The organism is Paenibacillus sp. FSL R5-0517 (assembly GCF_037974355.1).
GTDB lineage: Bacteria > Bacillota > Bacilli > Paenibacillales > Paenibacillaceae > Paenibacillus.
Genome location: NZ_CP150235.1, coordinates 4,622,301 through 4,640,433, shown reverse-complemented (window position 1 = coordinate 4,640,433; position 18,133 = coordinate 4,622,301). Strand labels below are relative to the sequence as shown.

The 18,133-nt window shown below is 48.9% G+C and carries 15 protein-coding genes; 12 read left to right on the top strand and 3 right to left on the bottom strand.

All coding sequences use genetic code 11. From position 1 onward, the window contains the following. The first annotated feature begins 7 nt into the window (after window positions 1-7). From MKX40_RS20600 to glsA, 3 genes are all read left to right on the top strand, one after another. Complete coding sequence (locus tag MKX40_RS20600; protein WP_339235656.1) at window positions 8-187, top strand: hypothetical protein; 180 nt, start codon at window positions 8-10, stop codon at window positions 185-187. Beyond that, a complete protein-coding gene (locus MKX40_RS20595; protein WP_339235654.1) occupies window positions 174-656 on the top strand; it encodes a GNAT family N-acetyltransferase in 483 nt (160 codons plus the stop codon). The genes MKX40_RS20600 and MKX40_RS20595 overlap by 14 nt, the downstream gene beginning before the upstream one ends. A 139-nt stretch (window positions 657-795) precedes the next feature. Next, entirely contained in the window at window positions 796-1,737 is a 942-nt protein-coding gene (gene glsA / locus MKX40_RS20590) for a glutaminase A (RefSeq protein ID WP_339235652.1), read from the top strand. 210 nt (window positions 1,738-1,947) lie between these two features. On the opposite strand, the gene MKX40_RS20585 is transcribed toward glsA, so the two are convergent. Together MKX40_RS20585 and MKX40_RS20580 are read right to left on the bottom strand one after the other, a co-directional pair. Next, window positions 1,948-2,289, bottom strand: a complete 342-nt coding sequence (locus tag MKX40_RS20585) for a YolD-like family protein (protein ID WP_339235650.1) — start codon at window positions 2,287-2,289, stop codon at window positions 1,948-1,950. After that, window positions 2,286-3,530, bottom strand: coding sequence for a DNA polymerase IV (locus MKX40_RS20580; RefSeq protein ID WP_339235648.1), 1,245 nt, complete (start codon window positions 3,528-3,530; stop codon window positions 2,286-2,288). The genes MKX40_RS20585 and MKX40_RS20580 overlap by 4 nt, the downstream gene beginning before the upstream one ends. Before the next feature lie 853 nt (window positions 3,531-4,383). Between MKX40_RS20580 and MKX40_RS20575 the strand changes: the two genes are divergently transcribed. From MKX40_RS20575 to MKX40_RS20550, 6 genes are all read left to right on the top strand, one after another. Further along, window positions 4,384-6,609, top strand: coding sequence for a hypothetical protein (locus tag MKX40_RS20575; protein ID WP_339235645.1), 2,226 nt, complete (start codon window positions 4,384-4,386; stop codon window positions 6,607-6,609). Window positions 6,610-6,635: 26 nt separating this feature from the next. Next, window positions 6,636-7,844, top strand: coding sequence for a HEAT repeat domain-containing protein (locus MKX40_RS20570; protein WP_339235642.1), 1,209 nt, complete (start codon window positions 6,636-6,638; stop codon window positions 7,842-7,844). Between the two features lie 22 nt (window positions 7,845-7,866). Further along, window positions 7,867-9,267 carry a glycosyltransferase gene (locus MKX40_RS20565; RefSeq protein WP_339235640.1) on the top strand — a complete coding sequence of 467 codons (1,401 nt, stop codon included), beginning with the start codon at window positions 7,867-7,869 and terminating at the stop codon, window positions 9,265-9,267. Window positions 9,268-9,553: 286 nt separating this feature from the next. After that, on the top strand, window positions 9,554-10,357 hold the full coding sequence (locus tag MKX40_RS20560) for a response regulator (protein WP_339235638.1): 804 nt from the start codon (window positions 9,554-9,556) through the stop codon (window positions 10,355-10,357). An 84-nt stretch (window positions 10,358-10,441) separates the two neighbouring features. Then, window positions 10,442-11,809: a nucleotide sugar dehydrogenase gene (locus MKX40_RS20555; protein WP_339235636.1), complete on the top strand. Its 1,368-nt coding sequence runs from the start codon at window positions 10,442-10,444 to the stop codon at window positions 11,807-11,809. 8 nt (window positions 11,810-11,817) lie between these two features. Continuing rightward, entirely contained in the window at window positions 11,818-12,741 is a 924-nt protein-coding gene (locus tag MKX40_RS20550) for a hypothetical protein (protein WP_339235633.1), read from the top strand. Between the two features lie 321 nt (window positions 12,742-13,062). On the opposite strand, the gene MKX40_RS20545 is transcribed toward MKX40_RS20550, so the two are convergent. After that, window positions 13,063-13,941, bottom strand: coding sequence for an AraC family transcriptional regulator (locus MKX40_RS20545; RefSeq protein ID WP_339235631.1), 879 nt, complete (start codon window positions 13,939-13,941; stop codon window positions 13,063-13,065). 446 nt (window positions 13,942-14,387) lie between these two features. Between MKX40_RS20545 and MKX40_RS20540 the strand changes: the two genes are divergently transcribed. The 3 genes from MKX40_RS20540 to MKX40_RS20530 all read left to right on the top strand — a co-directional run bounded on the left by MKX40_RS20540 (window position 14,388) and on the right by MKX40_RS20530 (window position 18,006). Then, on the top strand, window positions 14,388-15,590 hold the full coding sequence (locus MKX40_RS20540) for an LLM class flavin-dependent oxidoreductase (RefSeq protein WP_339235629.1): 1,203 nt from the start codon (window positions 14,388-14,390) through the stop codon (window positions 15,588-15,590). Window positions 15,591-15,855: 265 nt separating this feature from the next. After that, window positions 15,856-17,130 (top strand): extracellular solute-binding protein, encoded by a 1,275-nt coding sequence (locus tag MKX40_RS20535; protein ID WP_339235627.1) that lies wholly within the window; start codon window positions 15,856-15,858, stop codon window positions 17,128-17,130. A gap of 3 nt (window positions 17,131-17,133) precedes the next feature. Beyond that, window positions 17,134-18,006 (top strand): sugar ABC transporter permease, encoded by an 873-nt coding sequence (locus MKX40_RS20530; RefSeq protein WP_339235625.1) that lies wholly within the window; start codon window positions 17,134-17,136, stop codon window positions 18,004-18,006. Window positions 18,007-18,133: the final 127 nt, after the last annotated feature.

Sequence of the window (18,133 nt, the reverse complement as noted above, 5' to 3'; positions counted from 1 at the left end):
CCGCTTTTTGGTATCTATTGTTGCCAAATTGCTGGTCAGACTGTTGGCCTTTTGGACCATCTGGCTGCCTGCAAGTGGGGTGCCTTGTGTGCATTCCATCATTCGCTTCTGTTATACTCTAGGTGAATTCAACAACACCAAGACCAAGTTATGTACCCCAGAGGAGGCATATCATGAAATTCATTAAATACACACAACCTGATTTTGACGATTATTACGCATTGGTTTCCAATACGGAAGTGATGAAACAGATTACAGAACGGGCAATACCGGAGCAAGAGGCGAGAACGCAATTCGAATCCATGCTGGAGTTTAATGAACGTTCCACATGTGGACATTACCGAGTATTCAGTGAAGAAGGTGCGGGAGTAGCCTATGCCAAACTGATTCCAGATCAGAAAGACCCGAATCGGGCTGAAATAGGTTATATGATTCTGCCCGAACATTGGGGCCAAGGCCAAGGCACATCCATTGCGTCACGGTTGATTATCCAGGCACAGGCCGCAGGGATTGGATCGCTCTATGCTGTTATCGATCCGTCTAACGTCGCTTCCCGCCAGATTTTAACCAGACAGAACTTTGTATCCACCTGGACAGGCGATTATGATGGTCTTCCTGGTGAGATTTTGGAGTTAGATCTTCAAATGAAGCGGTAAAGTAACTGTTCTGCGGGTAATCAGACATATGAGGCATCTTGCATGGGATGGATGGAGCGCATTGCTCATTAATGATATGGGCGCTCACCATGCACATTTCATGCAAGAGGTACATATAGAGATGTGGAGGAGATGACATATGAGCAATACAACCATGGAGCGTCTGAATGATTTACTGCCGGAGTGGCTGGAGACCAGTCGGTTGCACACAGGGCAAGGTAAAGTCGCTTCTTATATCCCGGAGCTTGTCAAAGCTTCTCAGGATGAGCTGGGTATACATATCATGGACGCCGAAGGCAATCATGTGTCGGCAGGGGATTGCGGTGTGCCATTTACGATGCAAAGTATCTCCAAAGTCTTCACCTTAATTCTGGCCTTAATGGATCATGGAGAAGAAGCAGTCTTCTTTAATGTAGGAAAAGAACCTACAGGCGATGATTACGACTCGATGATCAAGCTTGAACTGGTTGAACCCGGAATTCCGTTCAATCCGTTGATCAATGCCGGCGCGATTACGGTGTCCTCCCTCATTGGAGGAGATTGCAAAGAGGAGAAATCACGGCGCATCCTGGAGTTCTTCCGTAGGCTCGCGCATAATGATCAGTTGGGTTATAACGAGGATGTATTCAAGTCCGAGTCGGAGAGTGGGCACCTGAATCGTTCACTGGCATATTTCTTGAAGCATAATGGTGTGATCAAGGATGACGTGGAAGATGTACTTGCCGTGTATTTCCGTCATTGTTCCATTGAAGTGACCTGTGCGGACTTGGCACGCATGGCACTGGTTCTGGCTTATGATGGAACCGATCCGATTACGGGTGAAGAACTCATCCCTCGTCGGTATGTACAGATTGCGAAAACCTTCATGACGACCTGTGGGATGTATAATGCGTCAGGTGAATTCGCCATTGAAGTTGGCTTGCCCGCCAAAAGTGGGGTTTCCGGTGGGATATTGACTCTGGTACCGGGACAGTTCGGTATTGGAGTGATTGGACCCGCGCTGAATCGCAAAGGTAACAGCCTTGCAGGCGTGCATCTGCTGGAGCGTCTGTCCAAGGAATTCGACTGGAGCTTTTTCTAAAAGTTTTCTAAAAAAAGCCCTACCCTTATATGTAGCCGATGAATCACGTATCCGATATTTTACTTCTTTTGAACGAAGTGAATGGCCTGGGTATGTTTCGTCGGCTGCTTTTGGTATTCATCAGGATGTGTAGGAAGACAGTCCTGAATGTAACGACTAAGGTGCACCTATCATGGAGAATCCACAACACTGGGGTAGGTATAAACGCCCTCAGTCATTGGCTTGGGCCACATTTGTAATAAGGTTCATCTGAATATCCCGGGACCCGTCTTCCATCCGTAGTCTGAGGGTCCGGGCAGGACGGTCCAGCCGAAGCACTTGGCCGGTGTACCGGATATCGTCATGTTCGTGAAACAACGTAATGGTGACTCTATCTCCAAGCATCATCGAGTTGCTGAGCAGACGGGACATTTCTTCCGCGGCCTGAGCATCCAGAGATGGGCGGGTACGAGGAGCAAGTTGTTCCTGATGAAGAATGTAGGCTTCCCGGTGTTCGGGGAGCATCATGCGTGAGGACTCGAAGATACCGTTTTGCTGCAATTTTTTACTCATTTATAATGACCTCCAATTTTATGAGAACGTTCATGGGCTTGCGCGGACGAGCAGAGGGAGGATGCCCGCATAATGGCAGTATCTCCGTACCTGCGCTTGATATCATCTGTCGCACGTTCCAGCTCTCTTTTGCGTTCACGGTCATCGAACCAGGACAGCTGAACTTCAGAATCGGGTACAAGTCCGGTCAGTGACACGCTGATGCGGCGGATGGGTAGTCCGTCCCAATGGCGCAGGAACAGCGCTGCTGCCGCATCGTATACTTCGTCCGTAATGTTGGTGGGTTCATTGACCTTCATCTGACGGGAGAATCCGGTTGGTCGATCATAATCCTGTCCGCGACATGCAACTGAGACCACATGGCCCATAAGTGATTTGTCCCGGGAACGTCGACTGACGAGTTCGGCCAGTTCAAGCAGGACCACTTTGATATCTTCCCACGAGTCATAGTCCCGGGGCAGCGTCATCTGATGTCCAATTCCCTGCTGCTGATTAGCATATGTCCCGGGTTTGACCGGGGAATCATCCATACCGCGAGCGATACGCCATAGTACCTCGCCATTCACACCCCAACGTTCTCTGAGTCGGGACAGTGGGGTCTGGGCCAGATCACCGATCGTATGGACCCCCATCTTGTAGAGATGCTGCGCCATGCGGGAACCGACCATGAACATGTCTCGTACAGGCTTCTTCCAGATGGTTGTTGGCAGGTCTTTGCGGGGCAGCGTGCAGATGCCTCCTGGGACTTTTTTGGCATACAAGTCACAGGCCATCTTGCTAACGACCTTGGTATCACTGATGCCGATCCGAATGTATACACCCGTCTCCTCCATCACCCTGGATTGTATGCTGCGAGCAATCGTCTCGGGGCTGCCGAACAGTTCCAGACTTCCGGTTACATCGAGAAACTGTTCATCAATACTATAGGGCTCTACCAGATCGGTGTAAGACTGAAGGATGCGTGTAATATGAAGGGACACCCGAATGTACTCAGCCATCCGAGGGCGGACAACCACGACATCCGGACATTTGGCGAGTGCTTCGCCTAGTCGTTCTGCTGTCGTAATTCCATAGGACTTGGCGAGTGGACAGGCTGCGAGAATGATACCCGAGCGACGGGCCGGGTCTCCCGCGACTACGAGGGGGAGGTCCTTGTATTCGGGATGTGCAGACTTCTCCACACTGGCGTAGAATGACTGGCAGTCAGCCAGCATGATGACACGTCTGTCTTGGCGGGACATAAGACTTCTCTCCTTATTCGTGATGCGGTACTCTGTTCACCATGGATTATCTTCATTTGAATATCGTTATTTAACATTTAATTTACAGTTTGGAACAAGTGTTCTTGTTTTATAAGCATATCTGACAATTTAAAATGCGGCAACCGGAATTATTTTGCAAATTGGACACAATTGCCCTAAGACCATATTAGAGTCAGAAATTAGGAAATAAGATGTGCTTTTTTACATTTAATGTGAGAGATCCGTGACTTGAGGGTGATGACCGGGCGTTCATTTCGCTTTTTGTAAAAGGGTTATAAATGGGTACAGTCCTATAGAGGGGGACTGATGTCCTTTTTTGGTTTTCTGCACTTTTCAGAAAACCTTGATGTGACGCGGAATATCGCTGATGCGTTATCAGACTATAGTATCAATTTTGTAATCTTTATGGTTAATACTGTAAAAACGTCCGCAACTTTAAAATATAACTCGCGTTTAATGGGGTATGCGTTCTAACGGCAAACGTTGCCTGTACCCGCGTTGCACATAACAATAAAGGTTCCAGAATTGCAAGATCAGCACGGTATCCAAACCATGCGATTCAAGCAGGTATTAGTGTTCGGGAATCAGATGTACCCTGAAGGCTTTCGGGTACCCGTTGATGGCGCTTTTTACGAATCATGGGCAGAATGTTCCATTTCATGTTTGCTTCCATCAGCCTAGTTACAAATGCAGAGTCTTAGCGCTATAGTGAGAACTACACCGCTGACATCTCTACCAAGCGGACATCCGAAGCGGAATGATTCGTAAACTTCATGTTGGACCATTCGATGTTGAAGCAGGATGATATTAGAGAGGTGAGCAATCTAACGACATGAGCAGACAAAGACGAAGACGCTGGTTATTAACGGTGTTGACAGGCGCAGTGGTGGTGACCGGCGGGATATTTGCCGGATGGCACTATATGCAACCTAAGCTTGTTACGTACACAGCGGAGAACGGCACGGAAATGAAATTCAAGACCGATGGAGACCGGTTCATGGAATACGGGCCGGATGGAACGTGGAGGGAGATGTTCGTCAAAGGTGTCAATCTGGGCGCAACATCACCGGGGCATTACCCGGGAGAATTTCCGCTGACCAAAGAGGATTATTTGCGGTGGTTCCAACAGATCGAGGATCTGGGAGCCAATGTTATTCGGGTATACACGGTTCACGAACCGATTTTCTATACCGCATTGGTCGAATATAACCGTGGACGGGAGCAACCGTTATATTTTATACAGGGCATATGGTCACCTGAGGAAGAGTTGATTGAGAAACAGGATGCCTACGCCGCCCATATTGAGCAGACGTTCAAGCAGGAGATTGAAAAAGCCGTATCTGCTGTCTATGGCGATGCGGACATTCCGGCCAAGCAGGGAGAGTCCAGCGGCAAATACAAGACAAATGCAGGGAAATATCTGATGGCCTGGCATGTGGGTACGGAATGGGACCCGGCGATGGTAGACAATACAAACGAGAAACATGCGGACGTGCCGCAGTACAAGGGAGTTCATTTCTCGGCTACGCCAGAAGCATCACCGTTTGAGAACTGGCTCGCAGAGCTGCTGGATCATACGGCGGTACTGGAGAAGCAGTATGGATGGGAGCATCCGATGACCTTCACCAACTGGGTAACGACCGATGTGCTGGATCATCCCGGCGAGCCGCTGTATGAAGAGGATCTCGTCAGTGTGGATGCCCGGCATATTCAGCCGGAGGGGTGGCAGGGAGGTTATTTTGCAGCCTACCATGTGTACCCGTATTACCCGGATCTGTTCCATATTGATAAAACGCTCCAAACCATCAAGGATGAGAATGGCGAGTACAACACGTACAAAAGTTATCTGCGCAAACTCAAAGCCGAGTTTTCCGATATGCCTGTAATGGTTACAGAGTATGGCGTACCTTCTTCTCTTGGTATTTCCCATCTGGGTATGGGAGGCCGGAATCAGGGTGGACATAACGAAGTAGAGCAGGGAGATATTGACGCGTCACTGACGCAGGATATCTATGATGAGGGATATTCGGGAGCCATTGTGTTCATGTGGCAGGATGAATGGTTCAAAAAAACATGGAACACGATGCCACTGGAAATTCCTGCTGATCGACGTGCATATTGGCTGAACGTGCTGACAAACGAGAAGATGTTTGGTCTGCTTGCCATGGACCCGGGTAAACAGGAACAGTTGACCATCGACGGATCACTGGATGACTGGGATGATCTGAAGGATGAAGAAGTTACGACCTGGCAGGGCCAAGTGGACGGCATCCAAGAAATGAAGATGACCCATGATGAAGCTTATCTGTATATTGGGCTGACCTTGGATAAACCTTTTGACCCGGATCAGACGGTGCTGCGAATCGGGACTGATACACTTGCTGGAGGCAGTCAGCCTGACAAGTTACTCCCGGGCCGAACGCTCAGTGATGGTCTTGAGACGGTGATTACACTGGGGCAGGATGAAGAATCTCAGGTGGAGATTGCCAAGGATTATGACTTCAATCAGCGCCTGTACGGCAAGGAAGGATACGACATGCTGCCAGATCAGCAGTCAGACACCGCAGATCCGTTCCAACCATGGAATCTGGCAGTCAGCCTGAGGATGACACCGCCGGATACCCGATCTGCTCATCCATTCATGAATGAAAAGGTCGGAACTTTGAAACGGGGAACGACAGCTCCCGGTCAGTCCGACACGGATTCGTTAACGGCATGGCAGTATAACGGCAATCAGGTGGAGATGCGAATTCCCTGGATGTTACTTGGGTTCGGTGATCCGAGTTCACTGCAAGCGATTGACTATGGACCGCTCAAGAATGGACGTGAGTTCTCCACAGTTGCTGTGGAAGGTGTCACTCTCATTCCATGGTTAACGGACCGCGCCACGAAGAAAGTATCTTGGCCTGGGGGTGAACAGACAACCCTGGATCTGAAGACTTTGCCGGTATATAGCTGGCAGCCTTGGGAGCAGGTGCAGTATAGTGAACGGCTGAAGCTTAGCTACGAAAAAATGAAGAAGAGCTACGAGAAAATTCCTAGTTTTCAGATCGAATAAATGAGTATAAAGGAGGACCTTTTCACATGTTTCCAAGTTTGGCTTTGGCCTATCTGTTTTTGTACATCTGTATCGCACTTGTTGTTGTAGGCGTCATCGTATTGTTTGCCATGAAAATGTCCCACAACGGCAAACGACGCAAGACGGCGTTCTATGAATTAAAACAGCGCGACTACTTCACTTATCTGCAAACGGCCTTAACCGAGAATAGCCCGCTGAGATTGCCACCAGGCAAGCTGGCTCCGCTAGAACGCAGAGTTATTCAGGACAGGCTGATTGAATGGATCGACCAGTTCAAGGGTGAATATCGGGACAAGTTAATTGCACTATGCCGTGAAGCAGGATTTGTAGAGCATGATCTGAAGGAATTAGGCCGTCTGCGTTACGGTCGCCAGATTGATGCGGCTTATCGCTTGGGTGGCATGCGTTGTCCAGAAGCTGTTCCCGGCTTGATGGAATTGCTGAAGGATGAGAAGCCGGGGCCGATGGCCATTATGATTGGTCGCTCCATCGCAAGATGTACAACCCGGCAAGGGGAACTAAAAGACATGCTGGCGTTGCTGTTGAACAAAGGCAAGTCCATTCACCATCTTGCAGCAGATATTCTGCTTGAAACCAGTCTGGATACCAGCAGAATTCTAATCGAATTGCTGGAAGATCGGAATCCGGATTTTGTCAAAGTCGGACTCGTTGCGATGTGGGGACAGGCTGTGCCTGAAGTCATGCCTGCACTGGACAGACTTGTAGGAGCCGAACATCAGGATGTACGTGCCGAGGCGGTGAAGCTGTATCTTAGCGCAAGTCCGGCACTGCGGGATGAGACGATTCTGAAGCTGATTCAGGACACTGACCCGGAAGTTCGTGCCGAAGTGGTGCAAGCACTCGGTTCGAAGCATGCATCGGGTAGCATTCCACTGCTGCGCAAAGCGCTGCGGGATGAAGACTGGAGAGTTCGTTATAACAGTGCGGAGAGTCTGAGTAAGCTTGGCGAACCGGGATTTGAAGCGCTGTGTCAGGCTGCGTTACAAGGAACAGGTGCTGAACGCGAGATTGCGATGCAGCAGATCGAGAGTACAATGCAGCACACGAGAACCGATGACAGAGCTGTAGAGCAGATGATTGCTCATAACAAAAAAAGACTGCTGTACGATCGTTATTTTGGGCCTGTACGAGAGAACAGAACCAGCAAGAAACGCACAGGTGTCGCTACGGTAGGAGGGGATTACACTGCTTAGGGATCTATTATTAATCTACGGCATGGTCGCAATCTACTATGTTGTTTTCGTCAATACGCTCTATTTTTCCATCCTGGCCTTATCGTTCCGTAACATCTGGACGATCTTCCGCCGGTCGCATTATTCCAAATATAATACGTTGTCAGGATCGGAACTGGTACCTTCGGTTTCTCTGCTGGTACCGGCATACAACGAGGAACTGACGATTATTGAAAATGTGAACTGTCTGATGACGCTGAATTATCCAACGTATGAAGTAATCGTCGTTAATGACGGTTCCAGTGATGCCACACTGAAGATTTTGCTGGATGAATACCGCCTGAAGCCGGTACCCAATACGAAGATTCGGGGCAAGATCGCCTGTCAGAAAATTCGCGGGATTTACCATAATCCGGAGTTCCCTGATCTGTATGTCATTGACAAGGAAAATGGCGGGAAGGCAGATTCCCTCAATGCAGGAATCAACTTGTCTCATTATCCGCTGATCTCTTCCATCGATGCCGATTCGTTGCTGGAGAAGGATGCCCTGATCCGCATGGCACGCATGTATATGGAGAATCCGGAAGAGACAGTGGCCATTGGGGGAGATGTACGAATCGCCAATGGCTGCAAAATCGAAAACGGGGCAGTGCAAGATGTATCGCTGCCGCGCAAAATCTGGCCCATGTTCCAGTCGATTGAATATCTCAAAGCCTTCCTGGGCGGACGGATTGGCTGGAGTCATATGAACGGTCTGATTATTGTCTCTGGTGCTTTCGGCATGTTCCGTAAGGATGCTGTAATTGCCGTTGGCGGATACCGGGATGGTTATCCCGGGGAAGACATGAACATCATTATCAAGCTTCACCGTTATATGCTGGAAAATAAATTGAAGTACCGCGTTGCCTTTTGCCCTGAGGCGGTGTGCTGGACACAGGCTCCCGATTCCTACCGGATTCTGTCCAGTCAGCGCAAGCGCTGGGGCCGCGGGAATCTGAAGAACATGCTGGAGAATCGAGGCATGCTGTTCAATCCCAAATACAAAGTGATGGGTATGGTAACGATGCCGTATAACGTCATTTTTGAAGCACTGAACCCGTATTTCCGAATTACCGGACTGCTAGCTCTCGCTGGATACGTCCTTCTGGATATGACCCAGTGGCCAATCCTGCTTCTGTTCGGACTATTGAACTTCGTGAGTGGTTATCTGCTGAGTGTAGGCGCACTTGTCCTGGAGGAGATTGCTTTCAAGCGGTACAACAAACTCTCCGATCTGGTCAAAATGCTGGTCTACTCTGCGCTGAAATTCGTGGGTTATCATCAGCTGGGCGTACTGTGGAGATTGCAGGGACATGTGCAGTTTCTGCAAAACAACAACTCATGGGGGACCATGACACGTCAAAGCTGGTCCGAGGATGAGAAGAAAACAAGCGAAGCCGCTTAATTACAGAGATCATGGTAATACAGTAACAGCAATATAGATGTTCAACTATATTTTTACACGATAACGGAGAGGACAGAAATAACCTGATGAAGCGAAGCGTGCGCCTAAAAGCTTTCTGAAAGAAAGCTGCATCGAAAGCATACGCTATCCCCGGATTTCCCCTTGTTAAAAGGAATCAAAAAATCTGGGGATAACAGCGATCAAAAGGTTGTTCTGTCATTGGAGTGTCAGTGTAAATAACATTTTGAACATGTATAGATAATCGAGGAGAAGGGTGGAAAAGAACATGCCAAATACGGCGACATTGCAGCGTGAGGCTGCCGTTAATGTGTACCGAAGTGTAGAACAGGGATTAAAGGAAACGGGTGCCGAAACATGCGGCTTAATGTTCATCCATTGTGCAGGACACGCTCAACCTGAGCAGCAGGTCAGGACACATCTGGAACAGACGAGCGAGTCTGCCTTCCAGGTGTGGAAGGATGGGGCGACACAGGCGATTGCCGTCCTGCTGCCGGGGTTGTCACTGGATGAGGTTCACTATAAAGGACTTCGGATCAAGCATGAGCTTCAAGAGACCGTACCTGGTGCCGATCCACAGATCACACTGGCCAGTTTTGCAGAGGGTGAGCGTCCTTCGAAAGCAACCATTCAGCATATGGCTGAATCCTCGAAGCTCGTAGATTCGTCGGAGATTCATATCTACACGCTGGACAATACAGCGGACGAGCCGGAACGCATTTTGATTGTGGACAACGATCCTACGGTACGGGAATTCCTGCAGTTGCGTTTGAAAATGCAGGGATACGAAACCTATGAGGCTGTAGATGGACTGGCTGCACTGGACTTGATCGAGAAAGTCACACCGGACTTGGTGCTCACCGAACTGAATCTGTATGGCATCGACGGTCTGCCGTTCATTCATCATATTCAGAAGCTGGAGATGGAGCAACCGCCCAAAATTGTCGTGTTGACCGAGCAACGTGTTGAGCAAACGATCAGTCAATGCTTCCGCAGCGGGGTCGATGATTACATGACCAAACCGTTCTCGCCCGTAGAGCTGGATGCCCGAATCAGACGCTGCCTGCATTAGAAGATAAAAAAGAGCAACAGACAGACAACCATCTATTTACATGGATTTGAAGCACCATCAAATACACTACCCGGAGGGAATATCATGGAGAATCAACAATTCCACACATTACTGAATGCGATTGAAAATAAAGAAGCTGTACTCGGCGTTGTCGGGCTCGGTTACGTAGGACTTCCACTTGCCGTGGAAATGGTCAATCAAGGTTTCACGGTAATCGGAATTGATCTGGATGCGTCCAAAGTAGAGAGTATCTATCAAGGGGATTCCTATATTCACGATATTTCGTCCGATGAGTTGAAAAAAGTAATGCAAAGCGGTCGCTTCCAGCCAACGACAGATTACAGCATGCTGCGCGTCATTGACGCACTCAGCATCTGTGTACCGACACCGCTCAGTGAGAATCAGGACCCGGACACATCTTACATCGAGACGGTTGTAGATCAGATCAAACTGCATATGAAACCAGGCATGCTGATTACGTTGGAGAGCACCACGTATCCAGGTACCACCGAGGAACTGATCCAGGATGAGTTGGATAAAATTGGACATGAAGCAGGCAAAGACTACTTCCTGTGCTTCTCGCCTGAGCGTGTAGACCCGTCCAACGGACGTTTTACAACATTCAATACACCGAAAGTGATCGGGGGCACAACCGAAGCTTGCCTGAAACTTGGAACCGCACTGTATGGCAAGTATGTAGAGACCGTAGTACCGGTATCTTCGCCAAAAGTGGCTGAAATGTCCAAACTGCTGGAGAACACATTCCGCAGTGTAAACATTGCCTTTGTGAATGAAATGGCGATGATGTGCGACCGCATGGGCATCGATATCTGGGAAGTAATTGATGCAGCAGCAACGAAACCATTTGGTTTCATGCCATTTTATCCAGGGCCAGGGATCGGTGGACACTGCATCCCGCTTGATCCGATGTACCTGTCGTGGAAAGCCAAAGGTTTCCGTTTCTATAGCAAATTTATAGAACTGGCGCAATCGACCAATGACAACATGCCATATTATGTGTTGAACAAAACGTCAATGATTCTGAACGAATACGCGAAATCTGTACGTAAATCCAATATCCTGCTGCTCGGTATGTCATACAAACCGAATATTGCCGACCTGCGTGAATCACCAGGACTGGAAGTATATGAACTGTTCAAGGAAAGTGGAGCCAACGTAAGCTACTATGATCCACACGCGGATTCCTTTAAGGACAAGCATGGGGAGACGGTACACAGCGAAGCGTTCAATCTGGAACAGTTCAAGAAATACGATTGCATCGTGTTGATCACCAACCACAGCGATTTGCCTTACTTCGATATTGCCGAGATGGGTGTGCCGATTCTGGATACACGTAATGCATTCCGTTCGTACACACATCCGCACATCTACAAAATTGGTCACTCGGTTCAGCATCCTGTGTTTGAACCAAGTGAAGCGTTGCTCGTCTGAGGGAATATATGAGGCAACGGGGCAAGCTGGTGGGGATGGCGAAATGGGCCATTCTGGCTGTGGTGTTGTGCCTGCTGCTTCTGTCTTGGATGTTTAAATGGTTCTCCACCGAGGAACACAAAGCGACCTGGCTGTGGGACGCGTCTATTATTGCAGAACAGACACCTGAGATTATTGCTTTCTCGAAAGAACAGGGCGTGGATACCATCTTCCTGCAAATCCAGGATGAGGTGCCTGATGCAACATACCGCAAGTTCATTGCGGCTGCAGGGCAGGCTGAGATTGAAGTGCATGGACTGAACGGTCATGCAGACTGGGCCTATGAGCAGAAGCGGGATGAAGGACTTGCTTTTATCGAGCGAGTGAGAGCCTACAATGCAGCTTCTGCCAAAAATGAACGTTTCCAAGGTATTCAACTCGATGTGGAGCCGTATCAGCTGAAACGCTGGGAGGACGAAGAGAGCAGCGTCATTGCGGAGTGGAGCGACAACATGAAGGCTTGGACGAAAGCGGGAGAGGCCGCGGGATTGTACATGAGCGCTGCCATTCCGTTCTGGCTTGATGCCCGTCAGTCGGCGGAAGGTGAGGGTACATTCAGTCGCTGGGTTATCTCCCACTTCGATGCAGTGGCGATTATGGCTTATCGGGATAGCGGGCAGCAGATGTATGATCTGTCCAAGGAAGAACTGGACGAAGCGGATGATCTCGGCAAAAAAGTCTGGATTGGCGCAGAACTTGCGGATACACACGAAGGGGATCACCTGACCTTTTTCCGTAAACCCGTTAGCAACATGAATGAAGAAATGGCCAAGGTGTTCGATCTCGGTTCTTCCCATTCCTCTTTTGCAGGTGTGGCTGTGCATCATTATGAAGCATGGTATGCGAAGGAGAATGGTATTCCACTTGCGCGTAAGGATGAGAAAAAGGAATAGCGTTACGTCAGTGAAAAGTCCCTGATTCCTGCATGATACTTGAATCAAACTATAGTATAGAAAGAAGGCAAGTCCCAGGTAGATGGGGCTTGCCTTTTTTGGTGATGGATTAAGCAATGGGTTTTGCAGCACTATGATGTACAAGAGTGCTGCAAAATCCACTGTAATTCTCATCTAACAAGGCTGTTTCGATTTTATGGAAAGCTTCTTCGAAGTCCTTTTGTGCAAGTTGTTCGGTAAAGGGGACATTGTACACAAGCGCATACAAGGCGTGGTACACGTGGCTTAATTTTATAGGTTGGGGAGCGGAAGGTCGCTCCCTTACTGTTTCGTGTTTTCTGTGGTCCGATAGCGATTGGGTGGCAGTCCCACCTGCTTTTTGAACGCTTTGGAGAAGGAGAACAAGTCCGGGTAACCCACGGAATGAGCCACTTCAGTTAAACTTAGCGGCGTCTGCACGAGTAGACGTTTGGCTTGATTCATTTTTAATTGCTGGATGTATTGTACGGGAGACAGACCATAGGCTTTGCGGAACTGTTTGGCAAAATGGGTTCGATCCACACCCGCATGAGCGGACACACCTTCCACGGAGATGCCACCTGCAAAATGAATATCCATGTATTCCTTGCCTTTCTGGAGCCAAGGTGTGGCTGAATCCGGTTGCAACCCTTTGGTGGCCGGTGAACGGGCTATCCGGTCAAAGAGGCTTAGAAACCGGGTGAGTCGCCCCAAATCGCTCGCTCCATCCTGTGGTTTACGAACATCCTCCATGAACGAGCGCATGGCGCTTGCAGTCTCCGGCGTCAGTACACCTGAACGATACGGTGAGTCCGGAGTAAGTCCAATACGAGACAACAGTTCGGTTGCGTATGCACCGTCAAATGCAATAAATATTTTCTGTAACGTATGCTCCGGGTCTGTCCAGTACTCATGCGTAACATGGGGAAACAGACAGAAGGCATCCCTGGCACGAAGGGAATGACGCTGTCCGTTCTGTATAAATGTACCTTCTCCCTCCAGCACAAATAACAAATAATGATAAGGTGTGGTGCGAGGCCCAATATGATAGTTGGTCTTGGCTATATTACGGCCGATGCGAATCGGCCAGGCGCCCCCGGCTTTCTCAAATTCAGATGGAGTGAAGAATATAATATCCAAAAATTCGTGGTGGTCCTCCTTCATGCGTTCAATCTCGGTCATCAGGAACACCTCTTTAGTATATAAGTATCGTTTGTACTTTCTAAAAGTTTCGCTTATAACCTATTATACAGGTGGGTTTTGTACATATTCAAGATCAGCAAGACCTAAATCTGAGAAAAGACCACAAAATGACAAAATAAAATTGCCGCGAAATGACATTGATCACAGACAAATCAATTGATATGATGTCCATACCTATTAAACCAAGTTAATTAATCGGCATTTGATTTTGAATATGCCTAATAAATCAATTTAAAGAATGACACGACAACGGAGGGGACAGAAAGGACCTGAAGAAGCGAAGCGGGCGCCTTTGTCACCGGATTTCCCCATGAAAGGGGAATAAGAAGAAATCTGGGGACAAGAGTGCTCGAAAGGTTTTCTGTACCCGAAGTGCTTGAGTGAAACATTTTTAGAGCAATTTATCATAGAAGGGATTGACTTTTGTGAGCGAACAGGAAGATATGAAGTTTGGATGGTTTTTGCCTACAGCAGGAGATGGGAAGTATGTGGGGGTTGCCCCAGAGCGGGAGCCGAGTCTGGATTATCTGATCGATGTGGCACAGACGGCGGAGAAAGCAGGATTCGAATTTGTACTGATTCCGACAGGGGGAGCCTGTCTGGACGCATGGGTGGTTGGATCGGCAGTAATGAGTCACACGAAGACATTGCGTCCCCTTGTCGCCATTCGCCCGGGTTTGGTTACACCCGTACTCACTGCACGCATGGGAGCGGCATTGGATCAGCTATCTAGTGGTCGCGCCATGATCAATGTAGTGACAGGCAGTTCGGTTCGGGATCTGGAGGAACTGGGAGATCCACTCGCACATGCGCATGATGAACGGTATGTTCGCGCGAGTGAGTATATGGAAGTGATGAAGCGTTCATGGACGCAATCGACGGGACTGAATCTGACGGAGTTTGCCGGAAGTGGCACACAATCAGGAGCTGATGCATCCAGTGATCCCAATCCTGAATTCAATGGCCAGTATTATAATTTCAAAGGGCCGGTAGGCATGCCGGAGACGGTACAAAATCCGTATCCACCATTCTATCTGGGAGGAAGTTCACCGATTGCCAAGAAGGTCGCAGTGGAACATGCGGATACGTTCCTCATGTGGGGCGAGCCTCATGACTGGATCCAGGAGCAGATTGAAGAGATTGAGGTCATTCGTCAGCAGGTGAAAGAGGAGACTGGGCAAGATCGTCAGCTCCGTTACGGCATGCGTGCTCAGGTCCTCATTCGGGATACCGAAGAAGAAGCCTGGGCAGCAGCGTGGGAGATTATTAGCAAAGTACCACCAGAAGCGATCGAGAAAGCCAAAGCCGCTTTTGCCGAGACGGATGCAACCAACCAACGCAGACAGAACGAGTTACGGGAACTGTCCGAGAAGCAGCAGTTTGTCGTAGGTCCCAACCTGTGGACAGGCTTGTCCGTTGTGCGTTCTGGCGGTGCAATCCTCATTGTAGGTACAGCGGAACAAGTCGCAGAACGTCTGATGGAATATGGAGATCTGGGCGTTACGACGTTCATTCTGTCCGGTTATCCGCATCTGGAAGAGGCCGAAATTTTCGGCCGGACCGTGATGCCGATCATTCGCGAAAAATGGAAAACAAGACAGAAGCAGCATCAAGTTACTACTAACTAAGTTATTACCAATCTAAGTAATTGCCCCTTTTTTTACACTTTAACGAAGAGAGCAGAACCGATCTGAAGAAGCGGAGCTAAGAGCTTTCTGAAAGAAAGCTACTTCGTAAGCATAATCTCGCCTTTATCCCCGAATTTTAACCGTTGAAAGAGTGATTCAAAAAATCCGGGGATAACAGCGATCGGAAGATGGTACTGCACTCGGAGTGCGCCGTGTAGAAACTTTCGTGCAACTTACATTAATCACCCTCAGGAGGTCGTCTTTCATGAAAAAAAATAAAAAAATGATCCTGCCGCTCGTCAGTATGCTGGTGATGTCCATCCTGTTGTCAGCTTGCGGTGGCGGGGATAACGCGGCATCTGGAGAGAACGGCTCCTCAGGTTCAGGCAAGGTAACGATCAGCTTTATGCACTGGCGCGGAGAGGATTCCGAAGCACTCAACAAGACCATTGACGCATTTGAAAAAGAAAATCCGAACATCAACGTGGAGATGCAGACGCTTCCCTCCGATCAATATCAGTCCACTGTACAATCCAAAATCAGTGACGGTTCGGTAGGGGATGTATTTGCTTCCTTCCCGGGTGCACAATTCGAAGCCTTCACCAAGGCGGGATTGTTCACAGACCTGAGTGGGTCATCGTTCCTGTCGGCTTACAATCCGAAGCTGATTGAAGCAGGACAGCACGATGGCAAGCAATATGCCATCCCGTATCAACTCGTATATAACGATCCCATCTATAATGTGAAACTGTTTGAAAAATACGGCTTGACGCCACCAACCAATTGGGAAGGCTTCCTGGCCCTTTGCCAGAAGCTGAAAGACAATGGCATCATTCCGATTGCCTTTGCTGGAGCGGACATTGGCCCAGGGCAATTCATGAATACGATGGTGATGAACAACGCACCAAGTGACGACATTTTTACCAAAGTAGAAGCGGGCGAAGCTAAACTCACAGATGAGTTCTGGGTGAAAACGTTGACTCAAATCAAGGAACTGAACGATAAGGGTTACTTCCAGCAGGATGCACTGGGTACCAAAGACCCTGCGGCAGGCGCACTGTTTATTCAAGAAAAAGCAGCCATGCTGGCAAGTGGATCATATCAACTCGCTCAGAACAAACAGCAAAACCCGAATCTGGAGCAAAAACTGCTTGCACCAATTACAGTAAGTGCCGATCAGGCGAAATATGAAGGGGTGCATACCACTACTTTCATGCTCGCGGTGAATAGCAAATCAAAACATCCGGAAGAAGCGAAGAAGTTCCTTGAATTTTTGAGCAATCCCGATGTAGCAAGTGACTACGCCAACCAGACGGGACAGAATGTAACGGTGAATGATGTGAAGTACGATACGCCTGAGCTTCAGGTAGCCGGAGAATGGGCAAGCAAAAAGACCGTGTTCCAGCCACGGTTCACCATCCTGAACGGAGATAATCAAAAAGCTGTAACCAACTCCATTCAGGCTGTGCTGAGCGGCACTTCTCCAGAAGAAGCAGCACAGCAGGCACAAGCGATCATTGATCAGCATATCGGGAAATAAACGATGAAGAATCGTATTCAGCTATCCCTGTTTTTGATCCCCGGGTTGCTGCTGTACGTGGCACTGTTCGTATTTCCTACATTGACGGGGCTGTTCTACTCCTTTACGGATTGGGACGGGGTATCCCCGTCGTATGCATTTGTAGGGCTGGATAATTACAAGGACAGTCTCAGCAGCATCGTATTCCGCAAAGCCTTTGGTAATAACGTAGAGTTCATGTTAACGGTAGTTATAGCACAAACCTTTATCTCACTTGTCCTGGCCCTGCTCCTGGTACGCAATACCAAGACACGCATTGTGCTTCGGGCATTATATTTCCTGCCTGCGATTCTGTCCTCCGTATCGGTCGGATTGATCTGGGCGTTCATGTATGATCCATCCATTGGATTGATCAACTATGGACTGAATGAAGCGGGCATGAGCAGCATCGCCCGTAACTGGATTGGAGATCCCAAGATCGCCATCTATTCCATCGCTGCGGTCCAAGTCTGGGCACATGCCGGACAGATGATGATCGTATTCATCGCGGGTCTGCAAGGCATCCCGGCAGAATTATATGAGGCGGCTCGTATGGACGGCGGCAGCAAATGGCAGGTATTCCGTACCGTGACTTGGCCACTGCTGGCACCTTCGGCAACGATTGTTGTGGCCTATACGACCATTCAGTCGTTCAAGGCATTTGACCTCATTTTCACCATGACGGACGGAGGCCCGAACTACGCAACTGAAATTTTGACCACATATATCTATCATACCGCCTTTGGCAGCTATTCATTTGGTCTGGCTTCTGCCGGTTCGATGATCTTCCTGGTGTTACTCGCGCTCTTGACGCTGTTGCAGTTCAAGGCACTTCGTGCCGACCGGGTAAGCTATTGAAGATTGGACGTGTGTTCGTGAGTATGTGAGCCGTGACTGAATGAGATGTAGAAGTATTTGTCGTAACCGTTCCATCCGAACGGCGAACCTGAACGGCACCGAAGTTGACCTAATAGACTTAAAAAAG